Origin of the sequence: Nocardioides luteus, assembly GCF_015752315.1 — a bacterium.
Lineage (GTDB): Bacteria > Actinomycetota > Actinomycetes > Propionibacteriales > Nocardioidaceae > Nocardioides.
This window is the reverse complement of the sequence record NZ_JADOVJ010000001.1, coordinates 5,413,900-5,430,534: the sequence shown is the minus strand read 5'-3', so window position 1 is coordinate 5,430,534 and position 16,635 is coordinate 5,413,900. Positions and strand designations below refer to the sequence as shown.

Annotated in this window: 16 protein-coding genes; 11 read left to right on the top strand and 5 right to left on the bottom strand. The window is 67.4% G+C overall.

Annotated elements, in window-relative coordinates; all coding sequences use genetic code 11:
• Positions 1–31 precede the first annotated feature (31 nt).
• The 3 genes from HD557_RS26000 to HD557_RS25990 all read left to right on the top strand — a co-directional run bounded on the left by HD557_RS26000 (position 32) and on the right by HD557_RS25990 (position 5,857).
• On the top strand, positions 32–1,714 hold the full coding sequence (locus tag HD557_RS26000) for a M4 family metallopeptidase (protein ID WP_196875998.1): 1,683 nt from the start codon (positions 32–34) through the stop codon (positions 1,712–1,714).
• Positions 1,715–2,116: 402 nt separating this feature from the next.
• The gene (locus HD557_RS25995) at positions 2,117–3,745 is read left to right on the top strand and encodes an ABC-F family ATP-binding cassette domain-containing protein (RefSeq protein ID WP_196875997.1); all 1,629 of its coding nucleotides are present in this window, start codon (positions 2,117–2,119) and stop codon (positions 3,743–3,745) included.
• Positions 3,746–3,772: 27 nt separating this feature from the next.
• Positions 3,773–5,857: a RecQ family ATP-dependent DNA helicase gene (locus HD557_RS25990; protein WP_196875996.1), complete on the top strand. Its 2,085-nt coding sequence runs from the start codon at positions 3,773–3,775 to the stop codon at positions 5,855–5,857.
• A gap of 140 nt (positions 5,858–5,997) precedes the next feature.
• On the opposite strand, the gene HD557_RS25985 is transcribed toward HD557_RS25990, so the two are convergent.
• Positions 5,998–6,693: a response regulator transcription factor gene (locus HD557_RS25985; protein WP_196875995.1), complete on the bottom strand. Its 696-nt coding sequence runs from the start codon at positions 6,691–6,693 to the stop codon at positions 5,998–6,000.
• Positions 6,690–7,892 (bottom strand): sensor histidine kinase, encoded by a 1,203-nt coding sequence (locus tag HD557_RS25980; RefSeq protein ID WP_196875994.1) that lies wholly within the window; start codon positions 7,890–7,892, stop codon positions 6,690–6,692. Before HD557_RS25980 ends, HD557_RS25985 begins: the two co-directional genes overlap by 4 nt.
• A gap of 163 nt (positions 7,893–8,055) precedes the next feature.
• Here HD557_RS25980 and HD557_RS25975 point away from each other — a divergent pair, with 163 nt between their 5' ends.
• The 3 genes from HD557_RS25975 (at position 8,056) to HD557_RS25965 (ending at position 10,092) form a co-directional block, all read left to right on the top strand.
• Positions 8,056–8,361: a hypothetical protein gene (locus tag HD557_RS25975; protein ID WP_196875993.1), complete on the top strand. Its 306-nt coding sequence runs from the start codon at positions 8,056–8,058 to the stop codon at positions 8,359–8,361.
• Complete coding sequence (locus tag HD557_RS25970; protein ID WP_196875992.1) at positions 8,348–9,637, top strand: cytochrome P450; 1,290 nt, start codon at positions 8,348–8,350, stop codon at positions 9,635–9,637. Before HD557_RS25975 ends, HD557_RS25970 begins: the two co-directional genes overlap by 14 nt.
• 68 nt (positions 9,638–9,705) lie before the next feature.
• Positions 9,706–10,092 carry a hypothetical protein gene (locus HD557_RS25965; RefSeq protein WP_196875991.1) on the top strand — a complete coding sequence of 129 codons (387 nt, stop codon included), beginning with the start codon at positions 9,706–9,708 and terminating at the stop codon, positions 10,090–10,092.
• Positions 10,093–10,106: 14 nt separating this feature from the next.
• On the opposite strand, the gene HD557_RS25960 is transcribed toward HD557_RS25965, so the two are convergent.
• Positions 10,107–10,691 (bottom strand): hypothetical protein, encoded by a 585-nt coding sequence (locus HD557_RS25960; RefSeq protein WP_196875990.1) that lies wholly within the window; start codon positions 10,689–10,691, stop codon positions 10,107–10,109.
• Between the two features lie 110 nt (positions 10,692–10,801).
• Between HD557_RS25960 and HD557_RS25955 the strand changes: the two genes are divergently transcribed.
• The 4 genes from HD557_RS25955 (at position 10,802) to HD557_RS25940 (ending at position 14,820) form a co-directional block, all read left to right on the top strand.
• The gene (locus tag HD557_RS25955; RefSeq protein ID WP_231380466.1) at positions 10,802–12,160 is read left to right on the top strand and encodes a hypothetical protein; all 1,359 of its coding nucleotides are present in this window, start codon (positions 10,802–10,804) and stop codon (positions 12,158–12,160) included.
• 244 nt (positions 12,161–12,404) lie between these two features.
• The gene (locus HD557_RS25950; RefSeq protein WP_196875988.1) at positions 12,405–12,851 is read left to right on the top strand and encodes a hypothetical protein; all 447 of its coding nucleotides are present in this window, start codon (positions 12,405–12,407) and stop codon (positions 12,849–12,851) included.
• Positions 12,851–14,296 carry a putative T7SS-secreted protein gene (locus tag HD557_RS25945; RefSeq protein ID WP_196875987.1) on the top strand — a complete coding sequence of 482 codons (1,446 nt, stop codon included), beginning with the start codon at positions 12,851–12,853 and terminating at the stop codon, positions 14,294–14,296. Before HD557_RS25950 ends, HD557_RS25945 begins: the two co-directional genes overlap by 1 nt.
• 110 nt (positions 14,297–14,406) lie before the next feature.
• A complete protein-coding gene (locus HD557_RS25940) occupies positions 14,407–14,820 on the top strand; it encodes a hypothetical protein (RefSeq protein WP_196875986.1) in 414 nt (137 codons plus the stop codon).
• A 6-nt stretch (positions 14,821–14,826) separates the two neighbouring features.
• Here the strand turns inward: HD557_RS25940 and HD557_RS25935 are convergent, their stop codons facing one another.
• On the bottom strand, positions 14,827–15,108 hold the full coding sequence (locus HD557_RS25935; protein ID WP_196875985.1) for a DUF4333 domain-containing protein: 282 nt from the start codon (positions 15,106–15,108) through the stop codon (positions 14,827–14,829).
• A gap of 196 nt (positions 15,109–15,304) precedes the next feature.
• On the opposite strand from HD557_RS25935, the gene HD557_RS25930 reads away from it, so the two are divergent.
• Entirely contained in the window at positions 15,305–15,799 is a 495-nt protein-coding gene (locus HD557_RS25930) for a hypothetical protein (protein WP_196875984.1), read from the top strand.
• Positions 15,800–15,833: 34 nt separating this feature from the next.
• On the opposite strand, the gene HD557_RS25925 is transcribed toward HD557_RS25930, so the two are convergent.
• Positions 15,834–16,613 carry an endo alpha-1,4 polygalactosaminidase gene (locus HD557_RS25925; RefSeq protein ID WP_196875983.1) on the bottom strand — a complete coding sequence of 260 codons (780 nt, stop codon included), beginning with the start codon at positions 16,611–16,613 and terminating at the stop codon, positions 15,834–15,836.
• Positions 16,614–16,635 lie beyond the last annotated feature (22 nt).

Sequence of the window (16,635 nt, the reverse complement as noted above, 5' to 3'; positions counted from 1 at the left end):
CTGGTCCCCACAATCGAGGAGAACCCCCACGATGCGTATCGTCCGAGTAGCGGGAGCAGCGACCGCTGTCGCTGTTGCAGGAACTGCCTTCATCGCCTCCTTCGGAAGCCCGGCCGGCGCCACCCCTGCCGGCTCCGCCTCCACCATCACGCCGGCGAGCGTGACGACGACCGGCCTGGCCGCCCAGCAGGTGATCGACGACGAGTCGATCGCTGACAAGGCCATCAGGGCGCTGACCAGCAAGCCGTCGACCTGGAAGGTCGGCGCGGGCCAGGAGCTCGAGCCGGTGGTGACCCTGAAGGACACCACCGGCGCCACCCACGTACGGATGAACCGCACCTACGAGGGCCTCGAGGTCGTCGGCGGCGACCTGGTCGCCCACCAGAACAGGTCCGGTGCGGTGACCTCGGTCTCCCAGGGGCTGGCCACGGTGCTCGACCTCTCGGTGAAGCCGACCGTCACCTCGGCCGCGGCGACGCGGGCCGCGCTGACCCTGGACGCGGTCACCAAGACGATCACCGATCTTGCGGTCGACAAGAAGTACGCCCCCGAGCTCGTCGTCGACGCGGTCGACGGCTCGCCGACGCTGGCCTGGCGGGTGACCACCAAGGGCAAGCAGGCCGACGGCACCCCCTCCCGCCTGGCCACCTATGTCGACGCGGGCACCGGCACGGTGCTGCGCCGGGTCGAGGGCATCCACACCATCGACGGCGAGGGCAACACCCTCTACTCCGGGACCGTCCCGCTGCAGGTGAAGCAGAACGGCTCGACGTACGAGCTGCGTGACGAGACCCGTGGCGGCACCTACACGACCGACATGAAGAACGCCGAGGACAGCCTGCTGTGCCAGCTTCTCGGGTTCGGGTGCGCGGCGGGCACCGTGGTCACGAGCCCGACCACGACCTTCGGCAACGGCTCCAACGCCGACCGGGCGACCGCGGCGGCCGACGCGCAGTACGGCACCAACGTCACCTGGGACTACTTCAAGAACGTCCACGCCCGCGACGGCATCTTCGGCGACGGCTCGGGCTCCTACAACCGGGTCCACTACGGCAAGAACTACGTCAACGCCTTCTGGGACGGCGAGAAGATGACGTACGGCGACGGCGACGGTGTCGGCTACGGACCGCTGGTGTCGCTGGACGTCGCGGGCCACGAGATGACGCACGGTGTCACCGAGAACACCTCGGGTCTGGAGTACTCCGGCGAGTCCGGTGGCCTCAACGAGTCGACCTCCGACATCTTCGGCACGATGGTCGAGTTCTACGCGAACAACGCCGAGGACAAGGGCGACTACCTGATCGGTGAGTCCTTCATCCTCGACGGCGGCGACCCGCTGCGCCGCATGGACAACCCGTCCGCCGACGGCAACTCGGTCAACTGCTGGTCCTCCTCGACCGGCAACCTCGACGTCCACTACTCCAGCGGCGTCGGCAACCACTTCTTCTACCTGCTCGCCGAGGGCTCGGGTGCGAAGACGATCGGTGGTGTCGCCCACTCGAGCACGACGTGCGACGGCTCGACGATCACCGGCATCGGTCGCGACAAGGCCGAGAAGATCTGGTTCCGCGCCAACTCGACCTACTTCACCTCGACGACCGACTACGCCGGCGCGCGCGACGCGACGGTGAAGGCGGCCTCGGACCTCTACGGCGCCTCCAGCGCCGAGGTCGCGGCCGTCGAGGCGGCTTGGACCGCGGTCTCGGTGAGCTGACCCTCAGCACCCTCATAGAGCCGGTCTCGACGGCGCCGTCCCTTCAAAAGACGGCGTCGTCGACCGCTTTTGGTAACTAAAGTACGAATTCGGGCGTGTGGTTATGCCGGTGCGGCGATTGGACGCATACTGGAGACGCCGGGCCGGTTCTGCGGGTCCCCGTGGGGGAGGACCAACAGCGCCGGCTCGGCGTTACTTCTTCCCGCTCGGTGAATAACGGTTCGCGCGGACGGTTCGTCTCTGGCTACGCTCGAGGCATGAACCTCGGTATCGCCTACATGCGCCTGCGCCCCGCCGCCTGACGGCGGCGCTTCGAGGCATACTCACGCCGCTGTCCGGCCATCTGCCGGGTAGCTGCCTCTCGCTTCCCGGCTCCCGTACGCGAGCTGGAAGTTCACTTTCGTGTCTGTACAGACCCATCACACCTCTGCCCACCTGCGCGCCGAGGACATCTCGGTCACCCGTGGCGGTCGCTCCGTCCTGCGCGGCGTCTCCCTGACCGTCTCCGCCGCCAACCGGTCCCGGCTGGCCGTCGTCGGCGAGAACGGCCGCGGCAAGACCACACTGCTCCACGTCCTGGCCGGACTGCTCGTCCCCGACTCCGGGCGTGTTCAGCGGCACGGCAGTCTCGGGATCGCCCACCAAGCCCTGGACGTACGTCCTGGGGACACCGTCGGCACCCTCACCTCCGCCGCGCTGGCGGAGTCCCACGACGCGCTCCGGGCGCTCGACGACGCTGCTGCGGCGCTCACCGAGGATCCGTCGGACTCCGCAGGGACGTACGCCGTCGCGCTGGAGCGCGCGACGGCGCTGGACGCCTGGGACGCCGAGCGCCGGGTGCAGATCGCGCTGGAGGCACTCGGTGCGTGCACCGACCACACTCGGGAGCTGGCGACCCTGTCGGTCGGGCAGCGCTACCGGGTGCGGCTGGCCTGCCTGCTCGGAGCGCACCACGACCTGCTCGTGCTCGACGAGCCGACCAACCATCTGGACGCCTCGGGGCTGGCGTTCCTGACCGAGCGGATCCGGAGCCATGCCGGCGGGGTCGTCCTGGTCTCCCACGACCGTCTCCTGCTGCGGGACACCGCCGTCGAGTTCCTCGACCTGGACCCGAGCGAGGACGGCCGGGCGCGGACGTACGCCGGTGGCTATCAGGGCTGGCAGGAGGGCCGGCGGCGCGAACGTGAGTGCTGGGAGCAGGACTTCGCGGCTCAGCAGGAGGAGCACCGGCGGCTGCAGGACTCGGTCTCGGCGGCCCGGGACCGGCTGAGCACGGGCTGGCGCCCACCCAAGGGGACCGGGAAGCATCAGCGACAGACCCGCGCTCCCGGGTTGGTGCGCTCCTTCAACCGAGACCTCGCGGCGCTCGAGGCGCACCGCATCTCCGTGCCGGAGCCGCCGGCGTCGCTGCAGTTTCCGTCGCTCCCGTCGGATGTCGGGGGCACGCTGCTGCGGGCTGATGACATCAAGGTCTTCGGTCGGCTGTCCGCGCCCGTCTCGCTCGCTCTCGACGCCGGCGAGCGGCTGCTCGTGACCGGTCCGAACGGGGCGGGTAAGTCGACGTTGCTGCAGGTGCTGGGCGGCGGGCTCGCTCCTTCGGCGGGCTCGGTGTGGGTCTCGCCGGGGGCGCGAGTGGCGCTGGTCGGACAGGAGGAGCCGGCCTGGGCGCCGGGGCTGACCGCGGCCGAGGTCTATGCACAGCACTGCGGACGTCTGGTCGCCGCCGGGGTGGTGCCCGAGCGGGCGCTCGTCTCGCTCCGGTCGACGGGGCTGATGGACGCGGAGGCGCGGCGTACGCCTGCGTCGCGGCTGTCCCAGGGGCAGCAGCGTCGGCTCGAGCTGGCGCTGCGGCTGGCCTCGCGACCGCATCTGCTGATCCTGGACGAGCCGACGAACCATCTCTCTGCCGGGCTGGTGGACGAGCTCACGGCTGCGCTGCGGGCCACGTCGGCAGCGGTCGTCGTGGCTACGCACGACCGGCAGATGCTCGCCGATCTCGCTGACTGGCCGACGTCGGCGCTGGGAAAGTAGTCGGTGGTCCCTGGTAGACCTGGGTGCATGACTGATCCCGCCACTGACGTACGTGCTCGTGCCGAGGCGCATCTGCGCGCCCTCGTGGGGCGCCCGGATGCGACTCTGCGCGAGGACCAGTGGTCGGCGATCTCGGCGCTCGCGGTCGACCGCCGTCGCGCGCTGGTCGTGCAGAAGACCGGCTGGGGGAAGTCGGCGGTCTACTTCGTGGCGACGCTGCTGCTGCGTGAGGCCGGCCTGGGGCCGACCGTGATCGTCTCGCCGCTGCTCGCGCTGATGCGCAACCAGATCGCGGCCGCGCAGCGGGCCGGGATCCGGGCGGTGACGATCAACTCGACCAACCCCGAGGACTGGGTCTCGATCGAGGAGGCCATCCATGCGGGCGAGGTGGACGTCCTGCTGGTCTCCCCCGAGCGGCTCAACAACCCGAAGTTCCGCGATGCGGTGCTGCCTCGGTTGGCCGCCGAGTGCGGCCTGCTGGTGGTCGACGAGGCCCACTGCATCTCCGACTGGGGGCACGACTTCCGGCCCGACTACCGTCGGATCCGTACGCTGCTGGCCGACCTTCCCACCGGGATTCCGGTGCTCGCGACGACCGCGACCGCCAACTCCCGGGTGACCGCGGACGTCGCCGAGCAGATGGGTTCGGGAGTCCTGGTGCTTCGAGGATCGTTGGACCGCGAGTCCCTGCGGCTCGCGGTGGTCTCGCTGAAGACCCCGGAGCAGCGGCTGGCCTGGCTCTCCGACCACCTTTCCGAGCAGCCCGGATCGGGCATCGTCTACTGCCTGACCGTGGCCGCGACGGAGGAGATCGCCGACTACCTGCGCTCGCGCGGTCACGACGTCGCCGCCTACTCCGGACGCACGGAGGCCGCCGAGCGGGCGGAGCTGGAGGAGTCGCTGGCCGCCGGGAAGGTCAAGGCGCTGGTGGCGACCTCGGCGCTCGGGATGGGCTTCGACGCCACGCTCGGGTTCGTGGTCAACATGGGTGCGCCCTCCTCCCCGGTCTCCTACTACCAGCAGGTGGGCCGTGCCGGCCGCGGCACCTCGGACGCCTCCGTCGTGCTGCTCCCCGGTGTCGAGGACCGCGACATCTGGGCCTACTTCGCCTCGCTCGCCTTCCCGCGCGAGGAGCAGGTGCGGCAGACCCTGGGTGTCCTCTCCGAGGCAGGGCGGGCGCTGTCGACCCAGGCGCTGGAGACGTACGTCGACCTGTCCCGCTCACGCCTCGAGCAGATGCTCAAGGTGCTCGACGTCGACGGCGCCGCCCGCCGGGTCGGCGGTGGCTGGGAGGCGACCGGTGTCCCGTGGGACTACGACGCGGAGCGCTATGCGCGGGTCGCGGAGGCTCGGCGCCGCGAGCAGGACGCGATGCTCGCCTACATCTCGACGGACCAGTGCCGGATGCGGTTCCTGCGCGAGCAGCTCGACGACCCCGGCGCCGTCGACTGCGGTCGGTGCGACAACTGCGGCGGCTTCGCGGTGACCTCGGCGGTCTCCGAGGGGGCGGTCCAGGAGGCGTCGGCCCGGCTGTCGCGGCCCGGGGTCGTCGTGGAGCCGAAGAAGATGTGGCCGACCGGCCTCGACCGGCTCGGCATCTCGCTCAAGGGCAAGATCAAGGAGGGGCCGCTCGAAGGGCGTGCGGTCGCGCGGCTGACCGACCTCGGTTACGGCCAGGCGCTGCGTGACCTCTTCCGTGAGCCCGCCCAGGACGGTCCGGTGCCGGTGCCGCTGGTGAAGGCGGTCGTCGAGGTGCTGGGCGACTGGAAGCCACGCGTGGGCGGCATCGTCTACGTCGAGTCGGCGACCCGCCCCACCCTGACCCGCGACTTCGCCGACGGTCTCTCGCGCTACCTCCGCGTCCCCGTCCTCGGCTCGTGGTCCATCGTCGACCCCGACATCGGTCCCGGTCACGGCGCCTCCAACTCCGCCCAGCGCGTCGCCGCCGTCGGCCGCCGGTTCTCGCTCCACGCCGAGGTCCCGCCGGGTGCTGACGTACTGCTCGTCGACGACCGCGTCGCGACCGGCTGGACCATCACCCTCGCGGCCCGCGCTCTCCTCGACGCCGACGCCGGCTCGGTGAGCCCGTTGGTGCTGGCGACGACCACCTGATTCACCTTCGCTGGTCGAGCCGGATTCGTGAGGAACGAACGAATCCGTGTCGAGACCAACACAGTCCCATCGAGCGCAGATGACTGTGTTGGTCTCGACACGCTCGCTGGCGCTCGCGGCTCGACCGGCGGGGCGCTCCTTCAGATCGCCGGCCGGACGATGCCGTGGTCGTACGCGAAGACGATGGCGGCGGCGCGGTCGCGGAGGTCGAGCTTGGCGAAGATGCGGCCGATGTGGGACTTCACCGTGAGCTCGGAGATGACGAGCCGCTCGGCGATCTCGGAGTTGGTCCAGCCGGAGGCGAGGCCGCGGAGCACCTCGAGCTCACGGTCGGTGAGCTCGGAGACCTCGACAGCCCTCGACGCCGGCAGAGCGACCGCGGAACGGTAGGTGGCCAGGACCCGGCCGGTGATGGCGGGATCGAGCCAGGCGTCGCCGAGGGCGACGGAGCGTACGGCCATGACCAGCTCCTCGGCGGGTGAGTCCTTGAGGATGAAGCCGGCGGCGCCCGCGCGGAGGGCGCCGGAGACGAGCTCGTCCTCGTCGAACGTGGTCAGCACCAGCACCGGCGGAGCCTCCGGCAGCGCCCGCACCAGGCCGGTGGCCGTGATCCCGTCGACCTGCCGCATCCGGAGGTCCATGACGACGACGTCGGCCGGGTTGGCCTCGAGCGCCGCGACCACCTCGGAGCCGTCCCCGCACTCGGCGACGATCTCCAACCCGTCGCGCCGTCGCAGGATGCGGCGCAGGCCGCTGCGTACGAGCTCCTGGTCGTCGACCACGATCACCCGGATCGCCGACGCTGTGTTGCTGGCGGCGGGGCTGACCGGCGTCATGCGAGAGCCTTGCGTACGAGACAGTGCGGCGGGATCACGAGGTCAACCTTCCACATCGACTCCTCGGCCCCGGCCGACAACCGGCCGCGGAGCTGCTCGGCGCGGGCGGCCATCCCGGCCAGCCCGGACCCCTCGCCGACCCCGCGCCGGGTGCCGACGATCGGGTTCTCCACGGAGAGACGTACGCCGTCCGCGACCGCCAGCGAGACCGAGACCGGCGCCCCGGGCGCGTGCCGGATGGCGTTGGCGAGCGACTCCTGCAGGATCCGGTAGATGCCCAGCCCGACGCCGGCGTCGATGCGGGTGAGGTCGCCGGAGGAGGCGAACGTGATCGTCTGCCCCGCGCTCCGGCCCTCCTCCACGAGCCGGACCACGTCCGCGGCCCCGGGGAGCGGCGCCGTCCCGGGGCCGGAGGTCGACAGCACCCCGATCGTACGCCGGATCTCGGCCATCGCCCGGCGTCCGACGGCCTCCGCCTCGGTGAGCGCGGACACCGCCTCGTCCGGGTCGTCGCCCTCGGCGACCGAGCGTCGCGCGGCGGTCAGGTGGAGCAGGGTGATCGAGAGCGAGTGCCCGACGAGATCGTGGATCTCGCGGGCGATGCGGGTGCGCTCGGCCTCGGTCGCGCGGGCGTGCTCCTGCGACCGCGCCTGCCGTTCGGCGCGCAGCGCCCGCATCTGGGCGAGGATCAGCAGTCCGAGGATCCAGCCGACGAAGAGCAGCAGAAAATGGACCCCGACACCGCTGGGTGTGTCGGAGGCGAAGATCCTCATCACCACGGCCGAGGCGATCGCATAGAGGGTCCCGGTCCGGAAGCCCTCACGGACGACCATCTCGAGAGTGAGCGGGACCAGCACCGCCGGCGCGAAGTCGTGCTGCGGCCAGAACGCGGAGGCGGGCTGCGACATCAGCCAGGCCGACCCGGCCAGGGTCGGCAGGAGGTCGACGACCCACATGTGGTTCTTGAGCCACTCGCCGGTGTTCGGGATGAAGAAGATGCTCAGCGACGGGACGACGACGACCAGGCCGGCGGCGACCATGTCGGCGGCGGCCTCGCGCTGGAGCACGGCCACCGTGACCATCGCGACGAGGCCGAACGCCGACAGCAGCGGGGCCCACCAGGGGATGTCGAGATTCTTGCTGCGGCAGCGCCGTTCCAGGAAGTCACGCACATCGCGAGCGGAGTCCTGGACACTCATGCCGTTCAGTCTAGAAACGCGTGAGTCGCGTCGCATCCGACCACGGCAGGTGGCGACTCTCCTACCACGGTAGGAACGCAGGTGCCTGCCCTCGTCCGATGCGCCCGGCCGTCGCCGATCCGTAGCGTCGAACCCATCCCAACGACGACGGACGGTGAGGACCATGACCTGGAGCCAGACCCACGAGCGTTACCGCCTGCTGAACGAGGCGGAGGAGGAGCTGCGTACCGGCTTCGCCCGCAGGCTGCCGTGGTCGCCGGCCTATGCAGAGGCCTTCGGCACCCCGGAGCGCCTGGCCCAGGCCCTACGCCACCGGTGGCGGATCCGGTTCCAGGCGCAGCTCGACCCGGCGCTGTCGCAGGAGGACTACGAGGCCGCCTTCGCCGACCTGCTGGCCGACCTGGCACCGCTGATGGGACGGATCGGCACCCACGAGTTCAGCGAGGAGCTGGCCGATGCCTCGGCTTGATCTGCGACCGATCGAGCGAGGGAGGTCGTACGCCCGCTGGGCGCTCTCCCAGGGCATCAACCGAGCGGTGCTGAGCCTCGCGTCGAGGCGCGGTGACCCGCTCGCCGAGCTGATGTGGTCGCGTGAGGTGCCGGACTACGGCCGGCTGCGAGCCCGAGGCCCGATCCACGTGAACCCGTTCATGGCCGGCACCGTCTCGTACGCCGCCGCCAACGAGATCCTGCGCAGCAGCGACTTCGGCGTCGGTGACGGCCAGGGCGAGCTCCCGGTGCCGCTGCGGTGGCTGCTCGGCAAGGTGAGCGCGCCCGATGCACTGGGCCCGGTCGACCCGCCGTCGATGCTTGCGGTCGACCCGCCGCTGCACACCCGCTACCGCAAGCACGTCTCGAAGGCTTTCACCGCCCGCCGGATCAGCTCCATGGCCGAGATGGTCACCGCGGTCGCCGGCGACCTGCTCGACGAGATCGACCCGCGCGAGGGGCGGGTCGACATCATCGAGGAGTACGCCGCGAAGCTCCCGATCGCCGTCATCGCCGAGCTGCTGGGCGTGCCCGACTCCGACCGGGCGGACATCCTGCGCTGGGGCGACCAGGCCGCCGCGATCCTCGACCCCGGGCTGTCGTGGGGGGACTACGCGCGGGTCGAGGCCGCGATGCGCTCGCTCCACCACTGGTTCGAGGACCACGTACGCCGCCTCCGCTCCGACCCCGGCGACGACCTCCTCAGCGCCCTGGTGATCGCCGGCGACCTCGACGACATCGAGCTCCACGCCCTCGGGCTCCTGGTCCTGGCGGCGGGTTTCGAGACCACCGTCAACCTGATCGGCAACGCCGTCGCCGCCCTCGATGCGCACCCGGAGCAGCAGGCGCTGTTTCTCGCCGATGCGTCGCTCGTCGACGGTGTCGTCGAGGAGACCCTGCGCTGGGACCCGCCCGTCATGGCCACCGTCCGCCAGGCCTACGCGGATACGTGCGTCGCGGGCAGGGAGGTCGCCAGAGGCACCGCCGTCGCCGTGGTGATAGGCGGAGCCAACCGCGACCCGTCCGTGTTCGAGGACCCCGACACGTACGACATCACCCGGGCCGACGCCGACCAGCACCTCTCCTTCTCCGCCGGCGCCCACTTCTGCCTCGGCGCCAGCCTCGCCCGCCTCGAAGCCCGCGTCGGCCTCCGCCTGCTCTTCGAACGCTTCCCCACCCTGCACGTCGAAGGCGCTGGTGTACGCCGCCCCACCCGCATCCTCCGCGGCTACGCATCCCTGCCCGTCGCCCTGTGACCCGTGGTGTACTACTCCTACTGAGGCACCCGCCGGGGGTGCGATCGGAAGCCTCGGGAGGGCGGACCATGGGTGAGAACGGTCAGGTCAGCGTCGACACCATGCGGCTTGACGCAGCGCGGCAGAACCTGAACGACCAACGCGAACGCGTGTTGGAGGCGCGGAAGCAGCTCGCTGATCCCGTTGGTGGCATGTTCGGAGGTTCCTCGCGAGGTGAGTGGCTAGGGGCTGTCGTCCGGAAGGGGCACCAGAACATCGACAGTTCCCTCGGGGACACCGCTAAGGGTCTCCATGAGACCAGCGAAGCGATCCACGACGCCATGGTTGCGATCGAAGGGGCTGACGTCGACGCTGCGGTCACTGCGCAGAAGTTCGCCAATGCCCTCGCGCTGATGAGCAACCCATTGGTCATCTTCAACAAGAACCAAGGCCCCGGTAAGTACCTCGCGATCTGACTCTGCCGACGGAGTCAGAGCAGTTTGAACGTCGGCAGAACCTTGGCGATAAGGGCGTCCGCTTCACTCCGGTCGAGGCTGGTCTTGGACAAGTCCCAGTTGATCTCGATGAGCTTTTCGCCGTCCTTGGTGCCGTAGCTGTCGTTCCAGGTGCGACCGGTTTCGTATTGGAAGTGATAGAACACCGACCCGTTGACTGTGACGTCGGGGAGGCGCTTGAGGTTCTCGGCCCCGTCCTCGACGAGAATGTCTTTCTCGTACCCGGCGGCCTTCTCGAGGTCTCCTGGTCCGAGGGCGCCCGACAGGAAGGTCCCGAACCCAGCGGACGACCCGAGGTCATCCTTCGGAGCGACCAGGGACACGGTCCACTTCCCCGCCTGCTCGGTCGTCCAATCCGGCGGGATCTGGACCTGAGCCTCCTCGATCGCTGCGACCTTCCAATCCGCAGGAACAGACGATTCGCTGGGTGAAGCGGACGGGGTGGGCTTCGGCTCGTCAGTTCCGGGAGAGGTGCCGCCGCCTGATGATGTGCAGCCGGCACCAGCGAGGGCAACGGACAGGATCAATGCGGCCATGGCGCTCGCCCGGGACATCGTCATGAGGCAGACTCTAGAACAAACCACCGCATGTGCCGGGCGCGATGCCCAGTCAGTCGTACAACATGCATTTGGGATCGAGCGGTCCCTCAACCAAGCCCTCGGGAGGGACTATGGCAGTCAAGGGTCAGTGGATGCTTCGGCTCGGCGACTACGTGCGGGGTGGAGACATCGCTGCTATCGAAGCGATGCTCAGAAGCTGGGAGGGCGCCCGAGACAACTTCGACGGTGCCGGCAAGACGATGCTTGACAACGCTGGACGGGTCGAAGACGGCTTCTCGGAGACGTCGTTGTCCGGCCAGGCCGCTCGGCGCGACATGGAAACCTCGGGCAAAGAGACCAACAAGAAGCGCGATGTGCTCAAGGACGCGATCGACGCGCTGTGGATCGTCCACGCCAAGTTGTACGAGGCGATGGAGGCGCACAAACGGCTCGAGGCTACGTTGCCCGCGTCTCACAACCCGGTGCCGCCAGAGTCGTCCTTCAACACGAAAGCTGGTGGCGGTACGTCGACCGCCGAAGCGGCGGCGAACCAGCAGAAGTATGCGGATGCGAAGCAGCAGTACGCCAAAGATGAGGCGGCGATCGCCGATGCCGAGCGGGAGGCTGCACAGAGGGTCCAAGCTGTCGACGTCTCGGTCGAGGATGCCGAACCAAAGGTACGTGCCTTGTACGACGACGGCAGCGACTCCAACGCGCTGCCTCCTGGCACATCGGCACAACCGGGTTCGGCGAGCCAGGTCGCCGCGTCCCAGGCGCGGATGTCGAAGTACAACTCCGGCACCCTCTACTCCGACGGTTGGGGCCATGAGCTGATCGCTCAGGAGAAAGCCAACATCGAAGCGCACAAGGCGGAGAACAAGCCCGAGTGGAACGGCAGCGAGTGGATCAACGCGGACGGCACTCCCGCCCCCTCGACGTCGTACGCGATGGTCGAGACCGCTGACGGCCTCGCACCCCTCGCCGGCGGCACCGGCGGCATGTCCGCCCTGGCGATCGCCGGTGGCGGCGCCCTCCTGGGCGCAGGCGTGGCCAAGGCCATCGCCAGCAGGTTCGCCGCCGGAGCGTCCGCGAAGGCAGCGACCGCAGGAGGCGCCTCCCGGTCGGCCGCGGCCAGGTCCACAGCTGCCAGGGCAGCCGCCGCAGGTGCCCGTGCTGGAGCCGGCGCTGGTGCCGGGGCCCGCGGTGCGGGCGCGCGTGGCGCGGGAGCCGGTGCGCGAGGCACCGGTGCCGGCGGACGTGGGGCCGGACGCGGCGGTACGGCCGGTCGCGGTGGAGCCGGTGCCGCCGGTGGCCGCGGCAGCAAGAAGAGGGACCAGAACGGCAGCCAGAACCAAGAGTGGGAAGCCGACTACACCGACGACTGGACCGAAACCGCAAGCGACGTCCTCGACCCCAACGCATCCCGCGGGTGGGTTCCGAATGCAACGCAAGGCGACGACATAAGCGACGGCAAGAACCGCCGCAGCTAAAACGCAAAGTTCCGCGCTGCCCACGGCGATCGCCCGACGCCCGTTCGTCGAGCTGGCGCCACGGACAGCGTCAGTGGCATGAGATTGGCGTTGACTGCGACGCTGTGATCGTGCCAACTTTAACTTGGGCCTCGAAGGCTCCTGTTTCCTCGGGTAGACAGGTTTTTCTTGTGTTGGATGTGTTTGAACTGCTGACTTCTGGGGAAGAAGACGAGTAGGAACCACACCGCACGGGGGATTTGCGATGAACGGGTACGAAGTCACGGTCGACGACTTACGACGCACAGCGGGCAAGTACGACGAACTGCGCCAGGACCTTGGCTCATCCAAAATGCCGGACTCGCCTCTGGGGCCGGACCGGGTTGGCCACATCGAGGTCGCTTCCTGGGTGAAGGAAGTGTCGTCGCAAGCCAGGGACGCTCGGCGAGAACTGGGTAAGGGTCTGGGGTCGCTGTCCGAGTACCTCCTCGACAAGGCTCGCCACTATGAGCAAGCCGACCTCGACAGTGCAGATCTGATGCGACCGGGGTCTTGGGCGGAGGGCGGCGGAAGCAGCAAGTTGACGCCGCTGCCGTACCTTCATGGCCGATCACCTGGGAATGTGCAGCCGCTGCCAAACATCTACGGTCAAGACGGTGCGCAGTTCTCACCGTTGACCCCTCCGCCATCGACTGCGCCGAGGGCCGACTGATGGCGCTCCCGAAGGGCGCCGAACTTGGCGCAACCGATGATCCGAAGGCGTTGATCGTTGGTGACGTGGCGGCCGTGGCTGAACAAGCCACGGCGATCCTCGACGAGCAGAGGCGTATCGGGAATCTACTCGACAGGATAGAGGGCATCGCGGTTCCGACTTGGGAAGGCGGTCTCGGCAAGGCCGGGTACATCTACGAGAAGACGAGCGAAACCCAGAAGTTCGAGACTTACCGCGAAAGCCTCAAGAGCGTGGGCACGCGCCTGAACACCTACGCGGATGCTCTTGGCCGTGCACAGGACCGCGCGCAAAGCGCGATCGACAAGTGGAACGAGGGCGAAGCGGCAACCAAGAAGGCTTTGGCTGAGCACAATGCGGCCGTCGACGGCTATAACCGCCAGGTCGCTGAGCACAACGCCGCGATCAGGAGCGGCCAGTCGATTCCCTTGATCGGGTTCGCTCACCCGGGACCGTTCGTTGACCCAGGAGAGCCTCTTCGAAAGGATGCTAAAGAGATTCTTGAGGATGCACGAGAAGCTCTCGATCGGGCAGGCGCGTCTGCGACGGAGACCGCACAAGCCAAGGCGGATCTAAAACGTCGAGGCTTCCGAAGCCTGAGGGACGACCTCCGCAAAAAGTTCAAGGAGGCAGGCATTCCTGGCGACCTTCTCGGCGGCAATGGCGAGATACAAGGGTATAAGGTCGACGGCGATACTCTCCAGTTGATCAACGCCAACGGGGAGATCTACGCCTTCCAACTTGAAGAAAAGTGGGAAGAAGGCGTCGGGGAAGTCAAGGTCGCCGGAGAGGGAAAATATACGCTCTACGGTGTTGGCGGCGAAGTCGTAGGAACCTTTAGCAAGGATGGAATCAAGCTAGAAGCCAACGCGCATATTCAAATTGCGCAGGGTGAGCGTGAGTTCAACGTTGAACATGGATACTGGAATGGGAGTGGCAACGCCCAGGGGTCGATCGGAACGGAGTTCAACAACTCCCTGTCGGTCGATAACGGCGGCGTCGATGCGGGGGTCGAGGCTTTTGCTGGCGGCAAAGCGGGTGGAGGGGGTGACGTCACCTTTGGTGGTTTTGGACTCGGTCTAGACGCCGAGGCATGGGCTGGTGCGGGATACGTGGCCGACCTGAACATGTCTTGGGATGGAGGTCGATTCTCGTTGGAGCCGGAGGCGGGCTTCGCGCTCGGGCTCGGGGGAACCGTGAAGCCGAACATCGTCGTCGACTTTCCGGAGATCGCCGCGACAGGAAAGGATATGATTCAAAACCCCAGCGACATCTACGACAAGGTCACTCTGGACTCGGGAGAGTATCTCGATATTGCGCGCGACCCAGAAGGCCTCTTGCGCGTCGTGGATAAGTTGCAATATGACCCGATAGAAATGGTCGATACTGGAAAGTCGGTTGTAAAGGCGATCGGAGGGCTTCTCTGATGGGGGTGGGATTGCCGATACCTATAGACGTTGCGCTGCCGAATAAGCGATGGCACTCGGTGGATTCGAAAGAGGTTGGTGCAGGTGACGCGGCTTTCACGGCTGTCCGTGTGGATCCGAACGACCTGGGTTACACACCCGTTCTGAGCGTCAGAGGATCCTTTCGAGTCGATGCCTCTACGCTCGGCATGGTCGCGGACGAGACTTTGCAGTCGATGCGCCAGACTTTGTTGGCCGTTGACTTGGTGAAGCGTACTGAAATTGAATCGGATGGCGCGCCTGCGATTGTGCAGTTGATCGAAATGGACGCAACGATAGATGGATCTCGGTTTGACCTGTATCAGGCGCAGGTTTTTCAGGCGATCGTGGACAGCGAGTTCCCATGGAAGCGGATCATTTTGGTATTCGCTGTCACCTGCAAGTTTGCGCAATGGCCGGTCGTCGGATCCGAGTTCCGCGACTTTTTGGCGGAGGCAAGGATTGTCCCGGGCGCCGAGGAGATGCTCGCTGCGGCGCGAGACTGACCAGGGCTACTTCTCGTCAACCTGGATCTCGTACTTCGCGTCGGTTCCGTCTACGGATGTGACGGTTACGGTGAGGCCGATCTCTTCTCCGCCGGCAGTGAGTGTGCACCGGATGTCGGCGCCCACTTCAGCCTTCAGGTCGCCGGGACAATCAACTTCATCCGGCCGTTGCCCCGCCATTTCTTCAAGTTGATCAGCTACGTTCTTCTCCAAGCTGCGTTCCTGGATGCTGCCGCCGCACGCGGACGATCCAAACAGCACGATGATGGCCAGCGGGAAGGATGCCACTCTTCTTCCGAGCATAGGTGGTCCTTAGGTTAGTTAGGCGACGATGGCGCTACTTTGGTCCGAGTCTGGACCTGCGACCCATTAGATCAGAAGCTACCCAAGTTTGGGAGACCAGTGTGTGGCTGCGTGGGATCGACGGGCCGCCCAAGCACCCGTGTCGCTGGCCAACCGGTCCATTCCGAGGTAGAAAGTAGACATGCCGACGCCACTCGCTCAAATGTTGCCGGAGATCGTGACGCTGAATGTCGAGAGTCAACCTTTCAGCTTCTTCGCCCAAGGCACTCAGATCCTTGGCTGGTGGGACGTTGCCAAAGCCACCAGTCTGTATCCCACTGAGGTCACTCACATTGACGAGTCATATCGCCTGATAGTCACCCTGAATGAGCGAAACGGCACGTTCGACTACCAGGATCACAGTTCGGAGACCGAGGCTCACGCAGGCTTCACAGACGACGGGTTCAGCTTCGGGGCGGAACAGAGTTGGTCATCAGGGAAGATGGTCAAGAAGAAGTGGCATTTTGAGTTCGGCGGCGTCAACCGCTCCACGACTAATGACGGTGATGACACGGTTGGTTTCCAACCTGTCGCGTACTCATTCGAGACGAGTCGGATCAAGGAGCCGCTCTTTAGGTGGCTCGAGTCTCACGGATGGCAGCACGGAAGCGTGCTTGGGAAGCTCTTTGCCCGCTGATTATGCAGCGTAGTAGACCGTTGGCGGTCGAGCCCTAGCACGCCTCGTAGACGTACGCCGGATCGTCCTGCCCGACGAGGTCGCGGTCGCGGAGGATGGTGAGCGCGGCGCGGGCAGGGTCGACGCAGATGGCGGCGAAGGAGAGGTCGGCTTCGGCGAGGGAGTCGGGGTATTCGATCTGGAGCACGTGGTCTCCGTAGACGTCGGTGTAGGCGGCGCACTCGTCGTAGGCGCCGCATTCTTCGACGACGACGAAGTCGAAGCCGAGGTCGTCGTGGGCGCTGCGGGCGGCTTCGACGGCGTTCTTCTGGGCGATCGCCAGGCCGAGGTCGTGAGCGGTGGTCACATATGCCGAGGCCAGGGCGAAGGCGCCTTCCCGGGAGATCGAGTCGAAGCGGGTCCAGGTGTCGAGGTTGTCGATCTCGACGGCGTCGAAGCCTTTGTCTGCGCAGCCTTCGATGACCGGGCCGACAACCTCGACGATCGCCGAACGCGTGGAGGCGGTGGAGGGGTCGAGGATGATCTCGTCGGGCCAGTCGGGGTCGCGTACGGGATCGCCGGAGGCGTCGCGGAGCAGCGCTGAGGGGTGCTCGGACCAGTCGGCGCCGGGCTGGGTCTGGAAGCCGTTGACGTAGCAGACGTTGTAGGCGCCCTCGAGGGGCTCGGCGGTGGCGTCGCGGGCGACGACGTCGATCGGGGTGCCGTCGGACAGCTCGTCGGCGGTGCCGCCGAGCTGGTAGTCGAAGACGCCGTCGGTGGGCGGGAGAGCGGGCGCCGTGTCGGCAGACGGCGCCGCGGCGGACCCGCAGGCCACCAAGGCGAACGATCCGACAAGT

Excerpts from the sequence above, each read along its gene's own strand:
- HD557_RS26000 (WP_196875998.1), top strand. The coding sequence starts at position 32 with ATGCGTATCGTCCGAGTAGCGGGAGCAGCGACCGCTGTCGCTGTTGCA.
- HD557_RS25990 (WP_196875996.1), top strand. The coding sequence starts at position 3,773 with ATGACTGATCCCGCCACTGACGTACGTGCTCGTGCCGAGGCGCATCTG.
- HD557_RS25985 (WP_196875995.1), bottom strand. The coding sequence starts at position 6,693 with ATGACGCCGGTCAGCCCCGCCGCCAGCAACACAGCGTCGGCGATCCGG.
- HD557_RS25980 (WP_196875994.1), bottom strand. The coding sequence starts at position 7,892 with ATGAGTGTCCAGGACTCCGCTCGCGATGTGCGTGACTTCCTGGAACGG.
- HD557_RS25975 (WP_196875993.1), top strand. The coding sequence starts at position 8,056 with ATGACCTGGAGCCAGACCCACGAGCGTTACCGCCTGCTGAACGAGGCG.
- HD557_RS25970 (WP_196875992.1), top strand. The coding sequence starts at position 8,348 with ATGCCTCGGCTTGATCTGCGACCGATCGAGCGAGGGAGGTCGTACGCC.
- HD557_RS25965 (WP_196875991.1), top strand. The coding sequence starts at position 9,706 with ATGGGTGAGAACGGTCAGGTCAGCGTCGACACCATGCGGCTTGACGCA.
- HD557_RS25960 (WP_196875990.1), bottom strand. The coding sequence starts at position 10,691 with ATGACGATGTCCCGGGCGAGCGCCATGGCCGCATTGATCCTGTCCGTT.
- HD557_RS25955 (WP_231380466.1), top strand. The coding sequence starts at position 10,802 with ATGGCAGTCAAGGGTCAGTGGATGCTTCGGCTCGGCGACTACGTGCGG.
- HD557_RS25950 (WP_196875988.1), top strand. The coding sequence starts at position 12,405 with ATGAACGGGTACGAAGTCACGGTCGACGACTTACGACGCACAGCGGGC.
- HD557_RS25945 (WP_196875987.1), top strand. The coding sequence starts at position 12,851 with ATGGCGCTCCCGAAGGGCGCCGAACTTGGCGCAACCGATGATCCGAAG.
- HD557_RS25930 (WP_196875984.1), top strand. The coding sequence starts at position 15,305 with ATGCCGACGCCACTCGCTCAAATGTTGCCGGAGATCGTGACGCTGAAT.